This window comes from Psychrobacter sp. Cmf 22.2 (genome assembly GCF_001921745.1).
Classification (GTDB): Bacteria; Pseudomonadota; Gammaproteobacteria; order Pseudomonadales; family Moraxellaceae; genus Psychrobacter.
On sequence record NZ_MRYA01000006.1, the window covers coordinates 67,683 to 87,127 of the forward strand.

Below are 19,445 nucleotides of genomic sequence, written 5' to 3' on the forward strand. Positions count from 1 at the left end.
ATAGGTGTGTATAACCGCTCTATCCAATCAGTTCCAATAGGAATAATAATGATACAAGATACTCATTCAACTATGTCAACCAAGACAAATGCTACGCATTCGAATACCGTCAATCAGGCTCTCGATACGAAAAATAATAAAACGGCAATCACCGACCAGCAAGTACTGATCGCAGGGGGCGGTCATGTGGGTCTGTCTTTTGCCTTGCTGCTCGCCCATCACGGTATCGCCAGTACTTTGCTAGAAAAGATGAGCTACCCAACCATTAGTCCAAACGATGACAGCACGCGCAGTCATTATTTGGACAGTCGCAACACCGCCCTGTCGCGGCGCACAGTACAGATTTACCAAGAGATTGGGCTGTGGGATGAGCTACAAAGCCATGCCTGCCGCATCGATGCGGTACAGATCAGCGAGCAAGGCAGCTTTGGACGTGCGCAGTTAAATAAGGCGGACGAGCAAGTCGAGTCGTTTGGGCAAGTGATGGAAAACGCTTGGCTGGGGCGTAAGCTACTACTGGCCGCGCAGCAGGAGTCGCTGATTAGTATCATTGATAATGCCAACGTCATCGCTGTCGAGCAGCAGCCTGATGGCGTGACGCTCAGCTTTAGCTACTACGGCGAAGAAGAGCACGAGCAGCAGCTGCAGGCCAGTCTACTGGTCGCTTGCGATGGCCGCGACTCTACCGTGCGCCAGCTATTAGACATCGGCACGACGACGTATGACTATCAGCAGACCGCCATCGTCGGTGTGGTAGAGACAGACAAGCCGCATGAGCATAAAGCGATTGAGCGCTTTAGTCCAGCAGGGCCACTGGCGGTGCTGCCATTGACCGACCCAGAAGGCGATGGCAATGAGGAATATCAAAAAGGCTACAGACGCTCGGTGGTTTGGGTCTGCCCAACCGGTGAAGAAGATAAATATCTAGAAAACGATGCGCATTTTTTGGCGACGTTGCAGGAGGCATTTGGCGATCGTGCTGGCACGTTTGTCAACTCTGGTCGCCGCGGTGCCTATCTGCTGACACGCGTACTGGCAGATAAGCAAGTCGCTGGCCGCTGCGTCATCATGGGTAATGCTGCCCACACCTTGCACCCAGTGGCAGGTCAAGGCTTTAATCTATGTATGCGCGATGCTCACGTACTGGCAAAAATGCTGAGCGCGCAAGTGTTGCGAGGCGAGGATATCGGTAGTCCGGCATTGCTCACGCGCTACGAAAAATCCCGACAAACGGACCAAAAACGCGTCATTCGTTTTTGTGATGCGGTCGTCCATGGCTTTACCCATCCCAATCCTGCCATCAAATTGGCGCGTAATATGGCACTGGTGGCGTTTGATAAACTGCCCAATATCAAACCGCTGGTGGCAAATTATGCAATGGGTTTAAAATCGTAATATAGTGAATCCTAAATAAGAAAAATACAGCTATGCCAGCGTGCTACTGGTATAAATTTCCCTTGCTTGCTGTGTGACTTTGTCACTCCAGAGGCTGCATAAAATTCATCCCAGTAGCACTGTGTTTATTTTATAGTGGAACGACTATCTCCATAACTAAAGTGATGCAAGAATTTTCAGTAGTACTTTGACCAGTAGCAGTGTTTATTTTTAAATGTTTAAAATGTTTAATACGTCCTGATATCGAGAGCTAACTTATGACAAACAACCATACACTCATTATCGGCGGCGGTATCGTCGGTGCGACGCTGGCGCTAAAGCTGGCACAAGCCAAAATGCCCGTGACCTTAATCGATGCGCGTCCTGCTCGAGATGAGTCTGCATGGCAACAGGTTCTTGGCAAGCGAGATGCCCGCGTTTATGCGATGAGCCGCGCCAGTATTGCGCTGCTAAAAGACGTAGGCGCTTGGCGAAAAATAGCACTATCGGGGCGTAAGGCGGATTACTCGCAGATGCAGGTATGGCAACTCAATGGTATGGGTGAGCTATTATTTGGTGATAGTGGCCGCAGTGCGCCAGAGCTGCTTGGCAGTATGGTTGAACCAGCGGTCATCGAATATGCCTTATGGCAGCGTCTGTCTGAGGATGATGTCAGTGATTATCTGACCGTCATCGCAGGGCAAAAAGTCGTCAATATGGACTGGCGCGGGATGCAGCAGGGCTACCGTGTGACGCTAGCGGACGGCGCTGCTATCGATACGCATCTGCTCGTCGGTGCCGATGGTCGTGGCTCGTTTGTCCGTCAGCAGGCGGCGATTGGGCTGGACACGCTTGACTATCAGCAAACCGCGATTTGCTGTGCGATTCAGACTGCCAAGCCCCATCAAGCGACCGCACGCCAAGCCATGCTACCGACCGGCACACTGGCTCTGTTGCCATTAGCGGATATCACTGATGAAGATAAAGCCAATCCGCAGCATTGGCAGTCCATTGTCTGGACACTGCCGCGCAATTATGCACTGGCTTTGCTCGAGGAAGACGAGCGCGAGATCGCTGATAAATTGGCCGCTGCCAGTCACTATGAGCTGGGCGCAATCGAGCAGATAGAGTCCATCGCCAGCTTTCCACTGAGCGCGCAGCAAGCGAAGCGTTATGTACAGGACAATTTGGTGCTAATAGGCGATGCCGCTCATGGTGTGCATCCGCTGGCAGGTCAGGGGTTAAATCTGGGCATGCTCGATGTGAAGGCGCTAAGTGAGCAGCTGATGCACGACTATGCGCGTAGTGGCAATAAACTGTGGGGCAGTAACCAAACCTTGCGTAGCTATGAGCGTCTACGCCGACCGCATAATAGCCTGATGATGCACAGCTTTTCTGCGCTTAATTGGCTGTTTGCAGGCTCGCTCGCGCAGATGCGTCCGATTCAGCAGATTCGCAGTGAAGGCATGTACCGCGTTGGCAAGATGAAACCACTCATGCGATTGTTTGCGAAGCAGGCAAGTGGGGTTTAACTGAAAAGGAGGTTGCTATGAAAAAAAATATATATTCGGCGATTATTGTTTTTGGCAGCGCTTTGGTCTTATCCGCATGTCAAACTACGCCACAATTAGTAGCGGCTAATCAGCAAGCGCCTATCGTAGCGCCCGTCGTTCCAGCGATTTTAGACTCAGATGGCGATGGCATTCCTGATGACATCGACCAATGTCCTGCTACGCCGTGGAATGTAGTCATCGATGAAAGAGGCTGTCCCCATTCCTTACTTTTTGGTGAAAACGAATTTATGATGGAAGCTAGAGCCTATTATGATGAAAATAGCAGTGAGATAAAAAGTGAGTATTATGAACAGCTAGATAACGCAGGCAAAAAAATGCAAGATCATTTGGACGCTGTCATGCGTGTTGAAGGGCATATATCCAAGCGTGAAGAAACTAGCGCCAATCAAACGTTATCAAGATACCGTGTGGAAGGGATTAAAAATTATATGACCATGAAACATAATATTGATCCTGATCGCATTAAGACCGTTTACTATGGATCAGAGCGCCCAATTGCGACAAATGACGCCGAAAACAGTTGGCTCAACCAGCGTAATTATGCACTTATTAGCAATGTTGAGTAATATATTGAACATTTTAAAAAACGTGAAAGTGATGATAGGCAAGGCCTTTAGTTATTCTAGATGAAGAGAGCGTAATAATGACCATTAAAACCCATCGCACGTTGTTGTTACTAGCAGCATCTATAATATTAGCTGGCTGCCAAACTACCGAAACTATACCGCCCAAAACTATACCGCAATATGAAAACATCAGGACGATGCAGGCGGATAGCGATTTAGATGGCGATGGTGTGCTTGATGCCATAGATGAATGCCCTGAAACGCCACCTAACGTAGTGGTCGATGCTAAAGGCTGTCCAGTAGTGGTTTATACAGGTTCGCTAGAAATGCAGTTGCAAGGATTTTTTGAACCGATGAGCAGTCAATTAACTGACGAATATGATCAAGCACTTGCAATAATTGAAGAAAACCTTCATGAACAACCAGATGCCAAGGTTTTTATTTTTGGTCATGTAGCATCAAACGAGCTTGCGATGATAGCGCCTAATGAAAATAATTTATCACGTAACCGTGCTATTAATGTCAGGAATAGGTTAGTAGAAAAGCCTCACATTACCTCTGATCGTATTTCTACTTATGATTGCTCAGATAGATATCCATTTATAGCTACAGACTTTAGCGAAAGTGATCTTGCAGGTATAGAGTCAAAAGATAGAAGGGTAACTGTCAAAGCAAGTACGCAAGTCAAAGACCTAGCAAATATAGAAAACCCAAGTGATCGGAAAAACTATGAACCATATCTAAAGCGCTGCGAGATATTTAAATCTGAATGATAACGTCAAAAAAACGGTCGGTTTTTAAAAAGCCGAAAACAGCACCATCAACACTGGCGAGACAATATTAATAATAAAGCCAAAACTAATCGCCAGTGGCACCACTTTTAACCCGCCAGATTGTTGGATAATCGGCAAGGTAAAGTCCAAACTGGTCGCGCCGCCAAGGCCGACCGCTGCTGATGGATACTTACGCATAAAGACGGGAATAAATAATAGCGCAAAAAACTCACGTATCAAGTCATTGAACAGCGCGACACTGCCCCAAACTGCGCCATAAGCATCGGTCATGACGATTGCTGATAGCGAATACCAACCAAAGCCAGACGCTAGTGCCAAACCTTTCGTCCACGATACATCGCTAAATATCAGCGCAAAGACAAGGCCGCCCACCAATATCGATAACGTAAAGATAATACTCATCTCAACGCCGCGCTTATTGAGCAGAACTTCTTTTAGGGTGATGCCCGAGCCTTTGAGGCCGATACCGACCAATAAGATCAATATCATCAGCATGACGGTCATGGTGTTTTCAGGCGGCATATAACCTGCCGGTAAGAAATAACCAATCACCATGCCAATCACGACACAAATCACTTGTGCTAAGCTACCGCGGATACTGACGCGGTGCTCTTTGGATTTGACGCTGGGTTTTTTGGCATGCCACGGGCGCAGACGGTCAAAAAGCATGAGCGCAAACAAACCACTGCCAATGGTCAGTATCGATAAGATGGTGACATATAGGGCGATTTCGCCTATTTGGTTACCCAGCCCTTCTACTTGTGACAGCTCAATACCGATAAGGGTTAAGATGACATAAACCAAGTACGACAAGCCTTTATCAGCAAGCCTAGTCATTTTAGGATTAGAGGGAATGGCAAAGCCAATAAACATTGGCATTAATACCAAAACAAGGGTAACTAGGCTTTGCATGATGATGTGCTCGCAGCTTTTTGAAGGCATTTTTAGGGAGCTGGAGATTGTATCATATTAGGCTATAAATGCTGGAACGAGTGGACAAAAATTGCCATATTCTCACTATTTTATAGGGTGCCAACGGCTGATTGCGAATGCTTATCTTGCTGGCTATATTCTTGATTAACTGCAATAGATTTATCAGATGGATGAATTTGGCTAGGCAGACTGTCTAATAAAGGGTTAATCACACTCACTTTAGGTTTGCTCGCTAAGTCAGGATAATCCTTGCGGTAATGCCCGCCGCGACTCTCATGACGCTGATAAGCCGACTGTATAATCAAGGTCGCTAACTGCAACTGTCTTGCTAATTGAAAGTAAGGCAAACCGTTTAGAATAGCGGCCTTATCCTTATTACCGATAGCTATTTGATTGGGGTTTACGCAGTTAAGCTGCTGCTGCCACTTCTGAATTTGTACCAGCGCTTGTTCTAATTGCTCGGCGCTGCGAGTGATGCCCAGATGCGAGGTCATTAATTCTTTTAATCGGGTGGTTATGCCAGCGATGTCAGTATTTGTACTGGTGCGGACATTGACGTTGTGATGGTCGTTAGCATGGCGTTGGTATTCAATGGGCGATGGCAAGGTAATACGCTGACAGCCTGCCAGCATCGGCGGGGTCCAAATATCATAGATGGACTGCTCTGAGTTAGTATAAATGGATGTGGCATCTGGTTTTTTAGTTGCTTGTAGATAGCGCGGGATATCGGCGGCGATATGGCGTCCGACCACCACGCACTCTAGCAACGAGTTACTGGCCAAGCGATTGGCGCCGTGTAGGCCTGTATAAGCAACTTCTCCCGCCGCATAGAGTCCTGTCACATCGGTCAAGCCATTAGCAGAAGTAACCACGCCGCCGCAGCTATAATGCGCGGTGGGGGCAACTGGGATCGGGTTGGTGGTGATGTCGATGCCAAGGTCTAATAGTGTTTGATAAATCTGCGGAAAGTGTGCTTGGAGAAATGCCGCTGGCAAATGACTGACATCGAGATGAACGTAGCCAAGTCCATTGATGCTAATTTGCTCAGCGATAGCACGAGCGACGATGTCTCGCGGTGCTAGCTCTGCGCGTGCGTCAATATCTAGCATAAAGCGTTTACCCGTCTGCGGACAATATAACCGTCCACCTTCACCGCGTAATGCCTCAGATATCAAAAAACTACTCTCGCCAAGTGCCAGACCTGTGGGATGGAATTGGATAAATTCTAAATTTGCTAAGCGGCAACCCGCTTGCCATGCCATCATAATCCCATCACCGACACAGACATTGGGTGCGCTGGCACGTTTAAACAACTGTCCTAGACCGCCACTGGCCAACACCACTGCGCGACTATAAAAAGTCAGCGTGCGCTGGTTGTCATGATCAAAAACAAGTGCACCTCGGCAATGATTGTCAGTATTTTTTAGCAGATGAAGCGCTTCATGATAGGGCAGGATGGTGATATTAGACGCCGCTTGCGCTTTTATAACGAGGGCTTCCATAATATGTCGGCCAGTGGCATCATCAGCATGAGCGACGCGCCGGCAGCCATGGCCGCCTTCTTTGGTCAAGTGTAAGTCGCTGGTTTGTAAGGCTGTCGTCTCAAAGCCTCTCTGATAAAGGGTTTTAAGCCTGTTTAATGTCGCTATTTTTTCTGCTGGCGCGTGTTGTTTTGGGAGGCGAGTAAAGGGCACGCCTTGCTCGCACAGCCATTGCACCGCTTGCTCGCCTGAGCTTAGTATCTCTGTGGTGTTTTTTGCCTCGCACAATCCTGCGCCAGCGATGAGCGTATCAGCGATATGATCAGCGGCGCAGTCTTTGGCATCCAAACTTGCCGCGATACCGCCTTGAGCATAATGACTGGAGCAAACGTCCAGCGCCGCTTTACTTAGTATCGTCACGTTAAGTGTTTGCGGTAAGGCCAGCGCCGTGCTCAATCCTGCAAGACCTGCGCCAATGATCAACACATCTGTGTGTCTGACGCCATGGATATCATCAGCAGGGGTGCTTGTATTAGCGGCTGTATGCGCCTCACTCATATTAGGCAGCTCCAACGTTAGCAAATAGTGCGCGGTCTTTGACAATGTCACCGCTCGCTGTCACGCGTTTCTTTTGCGCTTCGGCAAAATCAAGCATGCGTTGTAAAGGCTTTTTGGCGGCCGCTGCCAGCTCAGGCGTCAACATGACCTCACCGCTTCGCTGCGTCAGACACTGCTCGATGCCTTTTAGGCCATTCATCGCCATCCACGGGCAAAACGCGCAGCTCTTACAGCTGGCGCTGTCGCCAGCGGTCGGTGCGGCCAAAAAGCGCTTGTTTGGCGAGCGTTTTTGCATCTCGTGCAAGATGCCCAAATCGGTCGCTACGATAAAGGTCTCGGCATCCATCTCATAGGTTGAGCTGAGCAGCTTACTGGTCGAGCCGACGACGTCAGCGAGCGCGACCACGCTATCGGGCGACTCTGGATGTACCAACACTTTGGCGTCAGGGTGCTCCTCTTTCAATTGCAGCAGCTCGGTCGCCTTAAACTCATTGTGCACAAGACAAGAGCCTTGCCAGAGCAGCATGTCTGCGCCAGTCTCACGAGCGATATATTTGCCCAAATGACGGTCAGGCCCCCAAATGATAGGTTCACCTTGCGCATGTAAATAACGGACGATATCGATACCGACAGAGGAGGTCACCACCCAGTCGGCACGCGCTTTGACCGCGGCACTGGTATTGGCATAAACCACCACGGTACGCTCAGGATGGGCGTCGCAAAATGCGGCAAACTCATCTGCAGGACAGCCCAAATCAAGCGAGCATTCCGCTGCTAAATCAGGCATCAGGACGGTCTTTTCCATGCTTAGAATTTTTGCTGACTCGCCCATAAAGCGCACGCCTGCCACCACCAATGTCTGCGCTTCATGTGCTTGTCCAAAGCGCGCCATCTCAAGCGAGTCACCGACACAGCCGCCAGTCGCCAAAGCCAAATCCTGAATAAAAGGATCGACATAATAATGAGCGACGAGCACAGCGTTATGCGCTTTTAGCAAGTGCTTGATATTTTCTTCAACCGCCAGCCGCTCAGAGCGTGGCAACTCGGTAGGTATCTTTGCTCTGGCGTATTCGGTGGTCATCTGAGTGGCGATGCGCTGGTCGGTACTCATGATAGGGGCGTCGTACGGATAAGTTTTCATAGCTGCAACCTTTCCTTTGGTGCGATAGTGACACATCATATGTCGTAATATTGGGGTGATTTGCTGAAGCAAAATCATAAATTGTTTTAATTATGCTCATTTTGAGCATAAAAACAAGGGGTTTTTTATGATTTTTCTAACTGTATTAAGGCGTGAGGCTCGGCTGATGTTACAGCGACAGACTATGATCGTCTTAGATTCGAGCTATACTAGGGCGTATCAATGTTATATAGATAAACGGTGCTAACGACTGCTGTAGCACGGCTGTTTTGATTGTATACTGAGTTTGTTTTTGTACTCAGCTTGTTTATGTACTGAGTTTAATTTTCTACCGAGGATGATAAATACACTTATGACGTTGTCTTATTCACATGCGCATCAGCAAGGCAGTGGCACCACCGAGGTGGTTGCCGTACTCGTTGCGATTACTGAGCATACCGCCCGTGTCCTAACGGTCGATCAGGGCAAGCTGTTGCCCAATGGGCCACTGATGCCGCTGCATCGCTCGTTGCAAGCAGGGGTGCGCCAGTGGGTGGAGGAACAGACGCAGCAGCCACTTGGGTATTTAGAGCAGCTTTATACCTTTGTCGATACCAATAGACGCAATGTCGATGGTCATGCTTTAGTGTATGTCAGCTATCTAGGGCTGGTGCAGGAGACGCAGACGCCAAAGCTGCCAAGCCAAGCGCTATGGCGAGATTGGTATGATTATTTTCCATGGGAAAACCACTTAGATGGTGCGCCAAGTATCATTACCTCGTTTATTGTACCAGCGTTATTGGCATGGGCAGAGGAGGCAGATGATGCTATCACCCAGCAGCGGCGACGTCAGCGTATTGAGCTGTGTTGGGGCATCGGTGAAGCACATGTGATAAGCCAACAGTCCCCAAGCTTGGGTGCCAGCGCGGCCAGTCGGGAGCAGCTGCCAGAAAATAGAGAATGGGTCGCCGAGCATGTGTTGCTGCGCTATGAGATGCTTTATGAAGCAGGATTGATACCTGAAGCGCCAAGCTACCCACCAAGCTACTTATCCAATGTGCTAACCGAGCTGCCCAAACACTGGTCGCAGCTGATAGGTGAGCCGATGTATTACGATCATCGCCGCGTGATTGCCACTGCCATCTCTCGATTACGAGCCAAGATAGAGTATCGGCCACTGATTTTTGGTTTGATGCCCGATGTGTTCACTTTATCGCAGTTACAGCAGAGCGTAGAGGCGTTATCAGGTATGCGCCTGCATAAGCAAAACTTTCGCCGCCTGCTTGAGGCACAAAACCTAGTGATGGAAACAGGAGAGAGCAGTAGCGCCCAGCGCGGCCGGCCCGCCAAGCTGTATCGTTTTCGGCATGATATCGAGTTACAAAGCCTGCTTATGGATAGCAAGCTGCCCAAACGCAAATAATTAAATGACATTATTTTATTGCAGGGCGGGGTGCTTTACGCTATATTTATGCTCATTTTGAGTCTAAAAAATGACCGTGATACCAGTGATATTATTGCTATTTGTGATGATATCACTGGCGATGACATATTTATGAGGCAAATGCGCAACGATAAGGATAACCGATGACAGGCAAACAAGAACCAGCATTAAATGAGGTGTTGCTACGCCCTTTAGTAGAGGCCGCTCTTACAGAGGATTTGGGCAGGCGCGGCGATATCACCTCACAAGCAACTATCCCAGCAGATATGCAAGCGCAGCTACAGATCAAAGCGCGCCAAGCAGGGGTTATCTGCGGTATGGATTTGGCGCGATTGGCCTTTGATATGGTCGATACGCAGATTGGTTTTGACGCTCAGGTCGCTGATGGTGAGAGGGTTAAGGCGGGGACAGTGCTGGCAATCGTTCGCGGTAATGCGCGTCATTTGCTCACTGCTGAGCGTACCGCGCTCAACTTTATGACGCACCTGAGCGGTATCGCGACCGCGACACGGCAGATCGTCGATAGTGTGGCTGCATACCCTGCGCAAATCACCTGTACGCGCAAAACCATTCCTGGCCTACGGACGGTACAAAAATATGCTGTACGCTGCGGCGGCGGGCGTAACCATCGCTTGGGGCTGGACGATGCAATTTTGATCAAAGATAATCATATTGCGATTGCAGGCGATATCGCAACTGCCATCAAGCAAGCGCAAGACTTCGCCGGTCATCTGATTCCGATTGAGGTAGAGGTCGACACCTTAGCGCAGTTATCGCAGGCACTCGATGCTGGTGCAAGCTTGGTATTACTGGACAATATGACGCCTGATGTTTTGGCGCAAGCGGTGGCTATGTGCCAAGGCCGCGCCAAGACAGAAGCTTCGGGAGGCATCACGCCTGAGACGGTGCAAGCGGTCGCCCAAACAGGGGTGGATTTCATCGCCATGGGTTATCTGACGCACAGTACCACCGCGCTCGATATCGGTCTTGATTTTAGCGCTTAATTACCGTTTAATTAATGATGATTTTCTCATTACTGAGGCGGGCAAATATTAACCAAAGTTAATGATTTAATTAGGTTATCTGCCTATGCTACAATACCATTGCTAACCGCCTATTGGGTCATCGTTGCACTCGCACGATGACCTTATCTTTTTGCCTGGTTTTTACCGATAGACAAGCGAGCGCTCAGTGAATACTGAAATTATCAAAATTATCTTAGCTTTTGTGGTATTGATTAATCCATTTAGTGCGCTAACACTGTTTTTAGACTTGACTCGCGGCTACTCGATGATCAATCGACGTAAAGTTGCACGTATTGCTTGCTTGACCATTTTTATTACTATCAGCTTTTTTACCGTAGCAGGCGAGACCTTGCTTAAGTTACTGGGTATCTCTATTGGCTCGTTTCAGTTGGCAGGTGGCATATTAGTTTTTTTAATCTCCCTTAATATGATGAATGGTGATGGTAACCCAGTAAAGCCCGATCAAGAAAACTTCGATGTTGATCATATACAAAGCGCTCCACCAAGCACTGCTTCAGCTGTCGTACCTCTCGCCATTCCTATGATGATCGGACCTGGTGGCATCTCAACGGTTATTATTTATTCTTCACAAATTTCAGGTATCTTACGAGTCTCAGCGGTTCTTATTGCAGGCTTTTTGATCAGTCTTTTCTGTTATTTAGCACTGATGGCAGCAGGGCGTATCAGCCGTTTGTTAGGTGATACTGGACTTAATATCATGAGCCGAATCATGGGTATGTTGCTTGCAGCGGTTTCTATTGAAATCATCGTTAGCGGACTACGAACGTTATTCCCCGACCTAATATAGAATGTATGAGCGTTTAGTCACCTAATCATCTAACCTTTTACTTCTACTCAAAAACCATCGTATTCGTATACTCTTGCACTAAAAATAGTAGAAATCCTGTTTTGTTTAACAACGCCTTAAGTTCTGGTTTTGCTCATTAATAACCAACTAGCAGTGCTCCTAAACACCATTGATAATTTTGTGTTATAGTAATTGTCCACTATTTTTAGCAGGAGTTGATCTTGAGTAAGAACAGAATTGCTATTTTGGGTGCAGGTCCAAGCGGTTTAGCACAGCTACGTGCCTTTGAAGCGGCTCGCTTAGCAGGTGTAAAAGACTTACCTGAAATAGTTTGTTATGAGAAACAAAACGCTATTGGCGGTATGTGGAATTATAGCTGGCGTACAGGTTTGGATAGAAACGGTGAACCTGTACACGGTAGTATGTACCGCTATCTATGGTCAAATGGTCCAAAAGAGTGCTTAGAGTTTGCAGATTACTCTTTTGATGAGCACTTTGGTGAGCCTATACCCTCATATCCTCCACGTGAAGTCCTAAAAGACTACATCATGGGCCGTATTGATAAGCAAGATATTCAAAAGTATATTCGTTTTGAATGCCCAGTACGTTGGGTGGCTTTTGACGATGACACGCAAAAATTCACCGTGACGGTGATGAACCATAAAACCAATGAACAAGAAGTTGAAGAGTTTGATTATGTCGTGGTTGCGACGGGTCATTTTTCAACGCCAAATATGCCGTATTTTACAGGTTTAGAGACTTTCCCAGGTCGTATTTTGCATGCTCATGATTTTCGCGATGCATTAGAGTTTAAAGACGAAGATATCTTACTGATTGGCAGTAGCTATTCTGCTGAAGATATTGGCACGCAGTGCTATAAGTACGGTACCAAATCAGTCACCATCAGCTATCGCACGCAAGCACTTGGTTATGACTGGCCAAACGGTATTAAAGAAGTACCGTTAGTGACGCATTTCGAAGATGATGTGGCGCATTTTGCAGATGGTACCAGTCAACAATTTGATGCTATCATTATGTGTACCGGCTACCTATTTCATTTCCCATTCTTGCCTGATGAGCTGCGTCTACAAACACACAACTGCCTATATCCAGCCAACTTGTATAAGGGTATCTTTTGGCAGCCTAACCCCAAGCTTATCTATCTAGGAATGCAGGATCAATACTTTACCTTTAATATGTTTGATGCCCAAGCATGGTATGCACGTGATGTAATGATGGGCAATATTGAATTGCCTGACTTGGCGACACGGCAAGCAGATGAGCAAAAATGGCTCGCTACTTATGATAAATCCGTAACGGTTGATGATTCCATTGATTTCCAAGCCGCATATATTCGCGACTTAACCGATGCGACTGACTATCCTGAGTTTGCAGTAGAGAAGCAAGGCGAGATCCTAAAAGAATGGCAAGAGCACAAAAAAGACGGCATCATGACCTTTAGAGAAAAGGCTTATCGTTCTACTTTGACAGGTACACTAGCACCTGAATTGCCAGAGCCTTGGTTAGATGTTCTTGATGACTCATTAGAGCACTTTTTGAACTTAAGCTTTGTTCAGCCTAAAAAACGTAAAAAGGCATCATAAACCGTAAATTATAAATCGTTATCATTATTAACCAAGCATATTCAATGAATGTGTTTGGTTTTTTCGTTTTTGCAGCCTTAATTGATAATTGTATTTACTCCCTGGTTTAACTTTGATATAGATGCCAAGCCAAATACAGCATCAGTATGCCGACTAAAGCATCTAGTATATTCCACGCTTTTGGTTTGGCAAATAAGGGTCTGAGTAATCGTGCGCCATAGCCTAGTGTAAAAAAGAAAAAGAACGAGGCACTGACTGCCCCAGCTGCAAATACAACTTTACTGCTTGCTCCTGTTGAAACCATCCCAACTAGCACCAATGTATCTAGATAGACGTGTGGATTGAGCCAAGTAAAGCCAAAGCAGAGGAGTAGCGCCTTCTTTAGACTGGTGACCACTTGTCCATCGACATCAAGAGCATGTGATAGGCGCACACTGGCATACAAGCTTTGTAACCCATATCCTATCAAAAATATAACACCAGCGACTTTGGCAATATCGACCACTTTTGGATAGCGTGCCGTGACTGCACCAAAACCGCCAACGCCAGCAGATATCAATATTGCATCACTGAGGGCACAAAACAGGCAGACGAAAAATATATGCTCGCGTTTAAGACCTTGCTTTAAGACAAAAGCATTTTGTGAACCGATGGCTATAATGAGGGATAAACCAAGTAAGAAGCCAGAGATATAATCGGGAGCATTCATAATATGATAGTGATTCATGTTTTGAGGTGTAGGAATATTGACATTTTGCGTACTGGCGGCGCTCTAAAAAGCTGTTAAGATACGCTATTGATTTAATCTATGCAATACAAGATAAACACAATCTGACTGCAAGGAATGAGGGGCACAGTACGTCATGGTCGTAAGTCTGACAAGAATGCTACAATCATTTGGCCAAGCTCAAGATGACTTGCCAACACTCGCGGCTCAAAATGTCCAACAGACAGCGGGCAGTCCTGAGTTAGATACGACTAAGGCCAGCGATCAAAGCAGTAGTGAGCATTCTATATTGACCCCGCCTGATCGTGCAGATCGTATCTGTGCGGCGCTGGCACAAGTTAATGATATTCAAACGCCAACACCGTTAACTGATCGTTATTTGTCCAATCGCTCCCAGATGCGCCCGGCGAATAGACCCCCTTTTGACCCAGATACGTTATGGTATCTAAAACATGGAAGCTGTCCGATTATGACTGAGCTTGTTGATGTGGTCGATGAAGCCACCCTAAATGCGATGCCGATTGAGGCTGTTGCAATACTAGACCGAATCAACGGTAAGCTTAAGCGCTACCGTGAGTGGAGTAGTGAGCTCAATGAGCAGCAACAACAGCAGCACAACGAACGTCAATTTGTCATTGATAAACTTATATCTGAGAGTATTCCAGAGGCATTGCATCATTATGAGCAACTTCAACGTTTTAGCCCGCACCGTACTAAGAATAATATGGTACAAGGAAAAATGACGGCAGGCGATATGTTGACAGATTTGTTTTTGGAGATTGATTACGAGCTTGATGAGTTATTGGATGAGTTGCATCAAACGGTTATGGATCGTCTTGCCTCAACCCATCGCTACGTAAAAAGCCGCACCCAAAGCTGACGTTACCAACATAAAGTAAGTTAGTAATAATAAAGATAATGTATTTGATGCATAACAATATAAGGCTTTAATATAGCCTTATTTTTTTGTTAAATGTTTATTTAAAATAATAAGAGTTTGCCAAATAATTCTGTCAAATGACGAGGACAATCTAATGACCCAAGTAACTGCAATGTTAGTGATGTTTGTTTTGTATGGGTTGCTACCAGCAGCAGGATTATATTTGGGGTATCGTGGCATCAAAAAAGTAACCGCCCCTAAAATGCTAGAATATGAAGCAATGCCGCAACTGGGTTATATCCCCGAAAAAAGCTTGCCTATTGACGTCAAGACAGCGCTTGCTCAGATTAATCAAAAGGGCGAAAAACTGCGTGCTATCTATGGGGATACCAATAATGATGGCAAAATTGATGACACAGATACGGTCACAGAGACCTATGTCATGATCCAAAATTTGATGGACAAGCATATTCCAGAAGCGGTAGCTGATTATCGCCGTCTGCATGACTTAGACGATGAGCGCGCTGATAACACCAAAATCAAGCATTCTAATGTCACTGGCAAAGAAGCGCTGCTTGAGGTGCTGAGCACTATCAATACACAGTTTGATGATTTGCTCAATGCCTCATATCACCAAGATGGTCAAAAGCTACTTGCAACCAATCGTTATTTGCAGCAGCGTTTTGATGGCGCTGCCTCTAATGCTCAGAGCTTACAAATAGACGATGATAAAGACGTTAGTATCAACAAAAACCAAAGCTAGAAGAGTAAGGGTATATGAGTGTGCTGATAGGTGTTGGCATTGTGACCACGATTACTACTATTTATTTGGGCAAAAAAGGCTGGCAAGCGTTTCATAAAGCGGTTGGCATTACGCCGGGCGTGCTCAGGTATCATGATTATAACGCACCATTATCATTATCTACGATAAATTGGCAACAGCTAAATTTGAATAAAAAACATTTGCAGGTTTTGCCAGATCATCAGTTACGTCAATTGCAACGTATTGATGAAAAAGTAAGTAGCTATTATGATTATCAAAAAGCGTTATCAGATCAAAATAAAACATCAGCGGTAACAGAGCCGCAGTTTGTAGTAGACAAAATGCTGCATACTCGCTTGCCTGAAATGCTGGCCAGTCGTTATCACCTAGCGAGCGTTCGTACAAATGCCAAGCAGATGGATAACCAAAAAAACATAGAAGCTGATGAATTATTGCAACAGGTATTGAATAATATCGAACAGCGCTTAGATGAGCTATTAGCGCAAATGCAACTGCAGCACTTGCAAGAGTTACAAGTCATGAAAAACTATATCGATAGTCATGACAGCTAACTTTTGCTTTGGTAATATTATCGCAAAAGTTATATAAAAAAAGCTGCCAATGATCATACTTCATTGGCAGCTTTTTGCTGTTTCACACTAAATTTTCAAAGTTTTATTTATTCAGTATTTATTAATATAAGCTGTATTAAACAAAGCTTCGAACAACATTTAAATCAACGTTTATTGCTATTATTGTTACTACGATCTCGAGTATTACGCGTACCACGACTTGCAGGACTGCCGCTGCTCTTAGGTTTTGTGCTGTTACCGCGACTGTCATTGCGATTATCACTACGACGCGCTTTTAGTGGCTTACTCTTAATGCGCTCTTGCTTCTCTTTAGCGGCGCCGTGCAAACCAGTACCATAACGCGGGCGTAGACTTACTAGGTCTGTTAACGTATTGATGTCTTTTTTGTCGAGCTCTAAAAAACGTCCAGTACGTAACTCTTTTGGTAGTGAGATCGTACCGTAGCGGGTACGTAGTAAACGACTGACTTTGAGACCTTGTGACTCAAACAGACGACGTACTTCGCGGTTGCGCCCTTCTTTTAGCTTGACGTGATACCATTTATTGACGCCTTCACCGCCGCCTTCTTTAATATCTTCAAACTGTGCCATACCATCTTCTAACATGACACCAGCGGTAAGAGTGCGCGCAATATCAGAGGTCACTTCACCCAGTACACGTACCGCATATTCGCGAGTCACTTCGTTAGAGGGATGCATCAAGCGATGTGCCATCTCACCATCATTGGTAAATAGTAACAACCCAGTTGAATTGATATCAAGGCGTCCAACCATCACCCAGCGATCGTGAGTCAGCTTTGGTAAGCGTTCAAAAACCGTTGGTCGACCTTCTGGATCTTTAGCAGAGCAAACTTCACCTTCAGGCTTATAATAAGCTATCACTCGGCGACGCTTCTCGTTTTCGGCTGTATATTTAATTTGGCGACCATCAACGCGAATCTCATCACCTTGCTCGACGCGATCACCAATCGTTGCAGGTCCATTATTGACAGTTACTCGCCCAGATTTGATGACTTCTTCCATCTGACGACGTGAGCCAAGTCCCATACGGGCGAGTGCTTTTTGCAGTTTTTCATCTTTCATAATCATGTCCTTGAGTCGGTTAGGTTACATTTCGCAATGTATCAACATCATTGAGTGAGTTTTAACGTATATTCTACGCTATTTTAAAATGTTTAGCGCATAAATTACTTGATTTACAGTTTTTTTAAACATTTTTGTATGGTTCAGGTTGTTATTAAAAGTTTTTTATTGACAATCATTCATACCTTAAATACTGCGTTCATATTTTATTGATTAATTTTTGCAGATAATCTTTTATGGTTTAAACCGTTAAAAGTGATATTAACACCGTTCATGCTATTGGTCGATATTTCTATTTCTCTTAAGTTATGTCGGTTGTTACTATATAAGTTGTAAGAAAAGAAACCTTTAATGTTGTGAATTGCCCATCATGTGAGTATTCTTCCATTACAAAAGTTTATAGAATATTGCGTTGTATTTGATTTAAGTGTATATTCATCGGTAATTAATCCGCTATTTCGAATATATGTATTTTTTTAATCCGTTTTTGCGAATATATGTAATTAATATACTCGTTTTGAAGGATATAAGGTTGAGTAGACATTATGGTCAATAAGCATTTTACCCCTACGCAAAACTCTTCAAAGTTGTTGAACGCATTATGTTTATCAGCTGTTGTGTTTCTCACTGGTTGTGCGACCACTATCAACGCAGGTTTGCAGTCTGGAGATTTACCCCCTAATGGTACTTTTGTAGCAGAGAACGGTATTCGATTTAATGTTCAGCCGTTAAATCTGGCCACGCTACCACCTAAGCAAGTGGCTGTGCGTAATGATGATGTGACACGTCTGATTCAATCCTCTAATCCAGTCAATTACCGTATTGCTGATGGCGATATTTTAAGTATAGAGCTGGTTGGTTATCCAGATATTGCATCTGCATCGTCAGCCGGAAGCTCTAATCCTTATGCTTCAGGTTTTCCTGTAGATCAACAAGGCTTTATACAGTTTCCTATGATAGGTCGTATTAAAGCAAGTGGTTTGAGTGTGCCGCAATTTACGAACAACTTACGCGCAAGATTGCAGAAGTATCTTAAGTATGCAGATCCACAAGTAAAAGTCATCAATTACCGTGGTAATAAGTTCTTTATTGATGGTGCAGTCAGACAACCTGGTGAGTTTAATATTGAAGATGCCCCTGTGACGCTTTATGGAGCGATCTCTATGGCGGGAGGAGCAACTGAAACTGGTGACTCAAACAATATTATATTGAATCGCAATGGGAAGAGCTACGAGCTAGGTCTACAGTCATTACGTGAAATGGGTTCATCAGCCAACCAAATATACTTACAAGATGGTGATTCTATACACGTCAACAGCCAGAGCCGTAATAGGGTATTTGTTTTGGGTGAGTTTGGACAAATCGAGCCTATACCAATCCTTGAGCAAGGACTGAGCTTATCTAGTGTATTAGGAGAGTCAAGAGGACTCAATGCTAGTACTGCTGATGCTGCCAAGATCTACATCGTTCGTGATAATAAAGAAGCGCAATATACCAACATTTATTATGTCGATATGCAGACTATCACAAGCTTTGCCTTGGCCAATCGTTTTGAGATGCAGCCTAACGACATCGTTTATGTCGATCCAACGGGTCTCACACGCTGGAACCGTGTGATTAGTGCCTTATTACCATCGACTTCTGCGGCAAACCTAATTTCAGGTTTATAGATAAAAGCGTCGATTATGGCATTTGATAATATTTTAATCGTTTGTGTAGGCAATATATGCCGTAGTCCAATGGCAGCTGCGATGCTAGCCAAGCGCTATCCACAAAAGCATATCGATTCCGCTGGCGTGTCAGCATTGGTAGGTTACCCTGCTGACACCAAAGCAATTGAAGTAATGGCCACTGACGATACAGATATTGAATCACATATTGCCAAACAGATTAGCGAAGACTTAGTACGACAGGCAGATTTGATTTTGACAATGTCAACCAGTCAAACCAAGTGGATTGAAGACAAGTGGCCACATTGCCGAGGCAAAACGTTTCGAATTGGTCATTGGATCGGTAAAGATATTGAAGACCCTTATGGGTTACCTACATCGGTGTTTGAGATTGCTAAGAGCAATATTATTGATAGTCTCGAGCAATGGAATGAAAAAATCATTTAAGT

18 protein-coding genes are annotated in these 19,445 nt (G+C 45.5%); 13 read left to right on the plus strand and 5 right to left on the minus strand.

The window, feature by feature from the left end; all coding sequences use genetic code 11:
• Positions 1 to 48 precede the first annotated feature (48 nt).
• The 4 genes from BTV98_RS10700 (at position 49) to BTV98_RS10715 (ending at position 4,287) form a co-directional block, all read left to right on the plus strand.
• On the plus strand, positions 49 to 1,395 hold the full coding sequence (locus BTV98_RS10700) for an FAD-dependent monooxygenase (protein ID WP_227511708.1): 1,347 nt from the start codon (positions 49 to 51) through the stop codon (positions 1,393 to 1,395).
• 257 nt (positions 1,396 to 1,652) lie between these two features.
• Positions 1,653 to 2,906 carry an FAD-dependent oxidoreductase gene (locus BTV98_RS10705; RefSeq protein WP_075103584.1) on the plus strand — a complete coding sequence of 418 codons (1,254 nt, stop codon included), beginning with the start codon at positions 1,653 to 1,655 and terminating at the stop codon, positions 2,904 to 2,906.
• 17 nt (positions 2,907 to 2,923) lie between these two features.
• Entirely contained in the window at positions 2,924 to 3,514 is a 591-nt protein-coding gene (locus BTV98_RS10710; RefSeq protein ID WP_075103585.1) for an OmpA family protein, read from the plus strand.
• Between the two features lie 77 nt (positions 3,515 to 3,591).
• Positions 3,592 to 4,287: an OmpA family protein gene (locus tag BTV98_RS10715; protein ID WP_075103586.1), complete on the plus strand. Its 696-nt coding sequence runs from the start codon at positions 3,592 to 3,594 to the stop codon at positions 4,285 to 4,287.
• Between the two features lie 24 nt (positions 4,288 to 4,311).
• On the opposite strand, the gene BTV98_RS10720 is transcribed toward BTV98_RS10715, so the two are convergent.
• The 3 genes from BTV98_RS10720 to nadA all read right to left on the minus strand — a co-directional run bounded on the left by BTV98_RS10720 (position 4,312) and on the right by nadA (position 8,421).
• A complete protein-coding gene (locus BTV98_RS10720) occupies positions 4,312 to 5,220 on the minus strand; it encodes a lysine exporter LysO family protein (protein ID WP_075103615.1) in 909 nt (302 codons plus the stop codon).
• Positions 5,221 to 5,330: 110 nt separating this feature from the next.
• The gene (gene nadB / locus BTV98_RS10725; protein ID WP_083606190.1) at positions 5,331 to 7,280 is read right to left on the minus strand and encodes an L-aspartate oxidase; all 1,950 of its coding nucleotides are present in this window, start codon (positions 7,278 to 7,280) and stop codon (positions 5,331 to 5,333) included.
• Between the two features lies 1 nt (position 7,281).
• A complete protein-coding gene (nadA, locus tag BTV98_RS10730; protein WP_075103587.1) occupies positions 7,282 to 8,421 on the minus strand; it encodes a quinolinate synthase NadA in 1,140 nt (379 codons plus the stop codon).
• Positions 8,422 to 8,773: 352 nt separating this feature from the next.
• On the opposite strand from nadA, the gene BTV98_RS10735 reads away from it, so the two are divergent.
• The 4 genes from BTV98_RS10735 (at position 8,774) to BTV98_RS10750 (ending at position 13,281) form a co-directional block, all read left to right on the plus strand.
• Positions 8,774 to 9,823, plus strand: a complete 1,050-nt coding sequence (locus tag BTV98_RS10735) for a hypothetical protein (protein ID WP_075103588.1) — start codon at positions 8,774 to 8,776, stop codon at positions 9,821 to 9,823.
• Positions 9,824 to 9,987: 164 nt separating this feature from the next.
• Positions 9,988 to 10,848: a carboxylating nicotinate-nucleotide diphosphorylase gene (gene nadC, locus BTV98_RS10740; RefSeq protein WP_075103589.1), complete on the plus strand. Its 861-nt coding sequence runs from the start codon at positions 9,988 to 9,990 to the stop codon at positions 10,846 to 10,848.
• A gap of 187 nt (positions 10,849 to 11,035) precedes the next feature.
• On the plus strand, positions 11,036 to 11,677 hold the full coding sequence (locus tag BTV98_RS10745) for a MarC family protein (RefSeq protein ID WP_075103590.1): 642 nt from the start codon (positions 11,036 to 11,038) through the stop codon (positions 11,675 to 11,677).
• 221 nt (positions 11,678 to 11,898) lie between these two features.
• A complete protein-coding gene (locus BTV98_RS10750) occupies positions 11,899 to 13,281 on the plus strand; it encodes an NAD(P)-binding domain-containing protein (RefSeq protein WP_075103591.1) in 1,383 nt (460 codons plus the stop codon).
• A gap of 106 nt (positions 13,282 to 13,387) precedes the next feature.
• Here the strand turns inward: BTV98_RS10750 and BTV98_RS10755 are convergent, their stop codons facing one another.
• A complete protein-coding gene (locus tag BTV98_RS10755) occupies positions 13,388 to 13,990 on the minus strand; it encodes a LysE/ArgO family amino acid transporter (RefSeq protein ID WP_075103592.1) in 603 nt (200 codons plus the stop codon).
• A gap of 175 nt (positions 13,991 to 14,165) precedes the next feature.
• Here BTV98_RS10755 and BTV98_RS10760 point away from each other — a divergent pair, with 175 nt between their 5' ends.
• The 3 genes from BTV98_RS10760 (at position 14,166) to BTV98_RS10770 (ending at position 16,223) form a co-directional block, all read left to right on the plus strand.
• On the plus strand, positions 14,166 to 14,888 hold the full coding sequence (locus tag BTV98_RS10760) for a hypothetical protein (protein ID WP_075103616.1): 723 nt from the start codon (positions 14,166 to 14,168) through the stop codon (positions 14,886 to 14,888).
• Positions 14,889 to 15,042: 154 nt separating this feature from the next.
• Complete coding sequence (locus BTV98_RS10765) at positions 15,043 to 15,651, plus strand: hypothetical protein (protein WP_256713898.1); 609 nt, start codon at positions 15,043 to 15,045, stop codon at positions 15,649 to 15,651.
• 14 nt (positions 15,652 to 15,665) lie between these two features.
• Entirely contained in the window at positions 15,666 to 16,223 is a 558-nt protein-coding gene (locus tag BTV98_RS10770) for a hypothetical protein (RefSeq protein WP_075103593.1), read from the plus strand.
• 164 nt (positions 16,224 to 16,387) lie between these two features.
• Here the strand turns inward: BTV98_RS10770 and rluB are convergent, their stop codons facing one another.
• Positions 16,388 to 17,326 (minus strand): 23S rRNA pseudouridine(2605) synthase RluB, encoded by a 939-nt coding sequence (gene rluB, locus BTV98_RS10775; RefSeq protein ID WP_058368375.1) that lies wholly within the window; start codon positions 17,324 to 17,326, stop codon positions 16,388 to 16,390.
• Between the two features lie 545 nt (positions 17,327 to 17,871).
• Here rluB and BTV98_RS10780 point away from each other — a divergent pair.
• Complete coding sequence (locus BTV98_RS10780) at positions 17,872 to 18,996, plus strand: polysaccharide biosynthesis/export family protein (RefSeq protein ID WP_058368378.1); 1,125 nt, start codon at positions 17,872 to 17,874, stop codon at positions 18,994 to 18,996.
• 15 nt (positions 18,997 to 19,011) lie between these two features.
• Entirely contained in the window at positions 19,012 to 19,443 is a 432-nt protein-coding gene (locus BTV98_RS10785) for a low molecular weight protein-tyrosine-phosphatase (RefSeq protein ID WP_058368379.1), read from the plus strand.
• Positions 19,444 to 19,445 lie beyond the last annotated feature (2 nt).